Genomic DNA, 4,545 nt, shown 5'->3' on the forward strand with positions numbered 1-4,545 from the left:
CCCGGCGAGGGCGGGAACACCACGGCGACGCTGCTGCTCTCGGGCGTGGCCGTGGGCATGTTCCTGACCGCCGCGCAGACGTACCTGATGCAGCGTGACGCGCAGGATCTGCAAGAGGTCTACTCCTGGCTGCTCGGCTCGCTGGCCACGGCCGGCTGGAGCCAGGTGACCGAGGCGCTGCCGTACGCGGCGCTCAGTGTGCTGGTCCTGCTCACCCACGGCCGGCGGCTCGACGTGCTCGCGCTCGGCGACGACGAGGCGCACAGCCTGGGCCTGAACGCCGGGCGCACCCGGCTGATCGTGATCGCCGCGGCCTCGCTGGCGGCCGCCACCGCCGTGGCCGTCAGCGGACTGATCGGCTTCGTCGGGATCGTGGTGCCGCACGTGGCCCGGCGGCTCGGCGGCCCGTCGTACGCGGTGGTGCTGCCGCTCTCGCTGCTGATCGGGGGCGCCTTCCTGAGCCTGGCCGACACCGTCGCGCGCACCGCGCTCAGCCCCGCGGAGCTGCCCATCGGCGTGGTCACGGCCGTGGTGGGGGCGCCGGTGTTCATCCTGATCCTGCGGCGCACCCAGTCCGGCGGCGGCGCATGAGCACCCTGACGGCGACGGACGTGCGGGTGGTGCTGCCCGGCGGCACGGTGGCGGTGGACGGCGTGTCGCTGCAGGTGGCCAGCGGCGGCTGGCTGGCCGTGCTCGGGCCGAACGGCGCGGGCAAGTCCACGCTGCTGCGCGCGCTGGCCGGATTGATCCCGTATCAGGGCACGGTGACCTTCGACCCGGGCCCGGCCGGACGCGGCCGCCGCGAGCTGGCCCGGATCCTGGCGTATCTGCCGCAGCGTCCGGTGCTGCCGCCCGAACTCGCCGTGCGCGACTACGTCCTGCTCGGGCGTACGCCGTACCTGGGCTACCTGGGCGTACCCGGAGCCGGCGACCGGGAGCTGGTCGAGGGCGTCCTGGAACGGCTCGAACTCGGCCCGCTGGCCCGGCGCCGGCTCGGCACGCTCTCCGGCGGGGAGCGGCAGCGGGCAGCACTGGCGCGGGCGCTGGCGCAGCGGCCGCGGGCGCTGCTGCTCGATGAGCCGACCACGGCCCTGGACCTCGGGCACCAGCAACAGGTGCTCGAGCTGGTGGACGGGTTGCGCCGGGAAGACGGGCTGACGGTGGTCACCACCCTGCACGACCTGACCGCGGCGGCCCAGTACGCCGAGCGCCTGGTGCTGCTCGACCGCGGGCGCACCGCGGCCGACGGCACCCCGGCCGAGGTGCTCACCGCGGAACGCGTCGCGGCGGTCTACCGGGCGATAGTATCGGTGAGCACTGATATATTGGGAGTTCCCGCGGTGACGCCCGTGCGGCCGGGCACCGCGGGCATCCATGCCGACGCGATGTCGACTCTGCGTGACCATCGGCCGCCTGCGAATCCGTGACCAACCGGGACAACGGGGTCGGCGGCCGAACACGGGCCGTAAGGACGATGATTCCCAGCGAGAACTTTTCCGATAGGGGTCGCCAAGGACCCGCGCGCTGTGAATAATCCTCTTCGAGGCCTCATCGTCCCCCCGTGCGATGGGGCCTCGCCTGAAGGTACGCAGCGCCCCTTCCCCCCCGTGGGGGCCCGCGTGCCGACCGCGGCGCCCGATCCGTCCCCCCGTACGGATCCGCGCCGCCGGCGCCGGAACCGCCCCCGCCGCCCGCGCGGTCCTCGGACCCGGGCGGCGAACCCCTTCGGCGCCGCGGAGAGTCCTCGACAACTCTCCGCCCGCGAGGCCCGCCGTCCCCCCGTGCGGCGGGCCTCGCCTCACTCCCCCTGTTCGACCCCTGACGCCTCCTGGATGCGCGTGTCCTCAATGAGCGTGCTCACTCGGTGCCCTCCCCCGCGTCCGCCAGCTTCTTGCGATAGCGGTTCGCGACGATCGGAGAGCACACACCCCGTTCCCAGCACAGTCGGCAGCCGGTCAGCACCACAGAATCGACATGCCTGATCCGTCCCGTGCCCTCGCAGGCCGGACAGTCGACGATGTAGCGGCCGTCACCTCGCGGCCGTTCGAGTCTCGCCATGGAGCTTCCTCCTCCCCGCTTCCCAGGTGCGCCGCCGAGCGGTCCCGCGGGCGGCGCACGCCCGGGATTCGCAGACGGCTGATGGTCTGATAGTGTCCCCGGGAAGGCGGATTGGCAAGTGCCATATGCAGTTTCCTCGGGCACGTTCTCCGGGCAACGGCCCCACGCACCCGCAGCCGGCCGTGGCCTGCGGCACGGTCCGGGGGCACGCTCCACCGGCACTGGCCCGCGGCACTGTACAGGGGTAGTGTCAGCAGGCAGATGCCGCTTCCGATCCGTACCGGCCCGACCCCCCGAGGAGGTGTCGAAGATGGCGGATGTGGCCAGGCCCATGCTGCGCCGGCTCGAACTCGGCAATGCCCTGCGACGCCTGCGCGACGAGCGGGGGATGACCATCGCCGAGGTGACCGAGGCGATGCGGGTGCGGTTCGGCTCGAGCTTCTCCCCCACCAAGCTGAGCCGGATGGAGACCGCCCGCCGCGGCGCCGTCCCCCGCGACGTGCACGACCTGTGCGTCCTCTACGACGTCGACCCGGGCGAGCGCGAGCGCCTGATCGAACTCGCCAAGTCCGCCCGCAAGCTCGACGACCTGCAGGTGGGCCTGAATCCGGGCGGGTACGGGGCCTTCATCGCACTCGAACAGCTCGCCGTGCGGGTGCGCACGTACAGCTGCATGGTGCTGCCCGGCCTGCATCAGACGGTGGAGTACTCGACCATGATCGAGAAGCTCGACGTCGTCGCCCCGCCCGGGTTCTACCGTCCCGGCGAGGGCATACCCGAGCGGTCGCACGACCGCGTGATCCTGCGTTCCCAGCGCCAGCAGCTGCTCACCGGGGAGCAGCCGCTGCTGCACCACGCCATCCTCGACGAGAACGTGATCCTGCGGCGCACCGCCGATCCCGGGGTCATGCGCGGACAGCTCGCCACCCTGCTCGAGCGCCTGAGCTGGCCCAACATCAGACTCCAGATCATTCCGCTGGAGGCCGGCATCTATCCGGCCAGCGAGACCGCGACCTGGCATCTGCTCGACTTCCCGGACGAACCGAACCAGCCCGCCCGCACCGGCTACATGGAGTCCATCTTCGGCGGCAGGCTGATCGAGCGGGAGTCGGAGGTGGCCCGGCTGGCGGAGGCCTTCGGAATCCTCGAGGACACCGCGCTCAGCCCCGAGCTGTCCCGGCAGCGGATCGAGCAGGCGCTGGCACGGGTGCGGGACTGGGCCTGACCGGCCCGCACGGCTCGAACCCGCAGGAAGACCAGGGGAGGATCAGGGAGCTGCTCCTGCCCGTGGTCCACGAGCAGGAGCGTTCAGCGACCGCTAACGCACACCGCCGAACTCGCCCGCGAGGACACCGGCGACGAAGGCCGTCCACTCGGGGGCACTGAACTCGAGCACCGCGCCGTCGGGGTCACCGGAGCGCCGCACGGCCACACCGCCGCCCGCCGCGTCGGCCACCTCCACGCAGGCCTCGCTGTCGAGGCAGGCGGAAGCCTTGCGCCAGGGCCGGGCGGCATTCTCAGAGGGCGTCATGGTCTCACTTTCATCAAGAGGACCGGAGCGGCAGTCGACTCCGGTCCGGCTTCTTCCTCATACGAGCTGTCATCACAGACGGCCCGAAGCTGACACGTCGTCAGCCCGCCGCCAGACTAACGGTGCCGCAGCGACAAAGCGGCGATTGGCTCCGATTCGCCAGACGCGCCGCGCAGGCGGAGTACGGCGCCGTATGTCGCGCCGCCCGCACGCCGAGCCGTCCCCGGGCGGTGGCCTTCGCCGTCGTGGAGGAACCGGAGTCCTGGCGGCTGATCGAGCGTTCCGGGGTCCGGGCGCGCGGGCGGACGGGCGGCCCCGGTCCTGCGGCTTCGGTCTGCGGCCCTGACCCTCGACCCCCACCCTCAGCGCGGCAGGGAGCCGCGCAGCAGGTCGTCCACCAGGCCGATGCAGTAGTCGTCCTTGACCTCGAAGGTCGGGTAGAGCTTGCACACGAACAGCAGGGTCGAGGTGAGCATCACGGTCGCGCGCTCGACGTCGAGGTCGGCGCGCAGCTCGCCCTCGGCCACGCCGCGGCGCAGGACCTCGCGGTACTGCTCGCGGCGGGGCTCGATGACCGTTTCCTGATACCGGTGCATCAGGGCGGCGTTGTTGGTGAGGGTCTGGATCAGCACGGCGAAGGCCGCGCCCTCCTCCGACTCGAGCACGTTGTGGCGCATCTGGCGCATCAGGTCGATCAGGTCCTCGCGCACCGACTCCCCGCGCGGCGGGGTGCGCGGGGTGCTGTGGAAGGCGCGGCGCAGGGTGGCCAGGACCAGCGCCTCCTTGTTCGCCCAGCGGCGGTAGATGGCCGCCTTGCCGACGCCGGCGGTGCTGGCGATCAGCTCCATCGAGAGCGCGTCGTAACTCGAGCCCTGGCTCAGCAGGCTGATCACGGCGTCCAGGATAGCGTCCTCGACCTGCTCGCTGCGCGGGCGGCCGGGGCGGCGGGGCGGGGC

Annotated in this window: 6 protein-coding genes; 3 read left to right on the plus strand and 3 right to left on the minus strand. The window is 72.2% G+C overall.

Annotated features, from left to right (window positions below):
• A partial coding sequence (locus KDL01_RS39170; protein ID WP_212533789.1) for a FecCD family ABC transporter permease occupies positions 1-591 on the plus strand: 591 nt, incomplete at its 5' end.
• Entirely contained in the window at positions 588-1,427 is an 840-nt protein-coding gene (locus KDL01_RS39175; RefSeq protein WP_212533790.1) for an ABC transporter ATP-binding protein, read from the plus strand. The genes KDL01_RS39170 and KDL01_RS39175, both read left to right, overlap by 4 nt.
• Positions 1,428-1,857: 430 nt before the next feature.
• On the opposite strand, the gene KDL01_RS39180 is transcribed toward KDL01_RS39175, so the two are convergent.
• Complete coding sequence (locus KDL01_RS39180; RefSeq protein WP_212533791.1) at positions 1,858-2,058, minus strand: hypothetical protein; 201 nt, start codon at positions 2,056-2,058, stop codon at positions 1,858-1,860.
• A gap of 310 nt (positions 2,059-2,368) precedes the next feature.
• Between KDL01_RS39180 and KDL01_RS39185 the strand changes: the two genes are divergently transcribed.
• A complete protein-coding gene (locus KDL01_RS39185) occupies positions 2,369-3,283 on the plus strand; it encodes a helix-turn-helix domain-containing protein (protein WP_212533792.1) in 915 nt (304 codons plus the stop codon).
• Between the two features lie 93 nt (positions 3,284-3,376).
• On the opposite strand, the gene KDL01_RS39190 is transcribed toward KDL01_RS39185, so the two are convergent.
• Together KDL01_RS39190 and KDL01_RS39195 are read right to left on the minus strand one after the other, a co-directional pair.
• A complete protein-coding gene (locus tag KDL01_RS39190) occupies positions 3,377-3,589 on the minus strand; it encodes a DUF397 domain-containing protein (protein WP_212533793.1) in 213 nt (70 codons plus the stop codon).
• A gap of 362 nt (positions 3,590-3,951) precedes the next feature.
• Positions 3,952-4,545, minus strand: a 594-nt coding sequence (locus tag KDL01_RS39195; RefSeq protein WP_212533794.1) for a TetR/AcrR family transcriptional regulator, incomplete at its 5' end; no start/stop codon positions are given.

The sequence above is a fragment of the Actinospica durhamensis genome (assembly GCF_018139695.1).
Classification (GTDB): domain Bacteria; phylum Actinomycetota; class Actinomycetes; order Streptomycetales; family Catenulisporaceae; genus Actinospica; species Actinospica durhamensis.

What these genes read in the sequence shown, in the direction of transcription:
- KDL01_RS39175 (WP_212533790.1), top strand. Translation starts at nt 588, where the DNA reads ATGAGCACCCTGACGGCGACGGACGTGCGGGTGGTGCTGCCCGGCGGC.
- KDL01_RS39180 (WP_212533791.1), bottom strand. Translation starts at nt 2,058, where the DNA reads ATGGCGAGACTCGAACGGCCGCGAGGTGACGGCCGCTACATCGTCGAC.
- KDL01_RS39185 (WP_212533792.1), top strand. Translation starts at nt 2,369, where the DNA reads ATGGCGGATGTGGCCAGGCCCATGCTGCGCCGGCTCGAACTCGGCAAT.
- KDL01_RS39190 (WP_212533793.1), bottom strand. Translation starts at nt 3,589, where the DNA reads ATGACGCCCTCTGAGAATGCCGCCCGGCCCTGGCGCAAGGCTTCCGCC.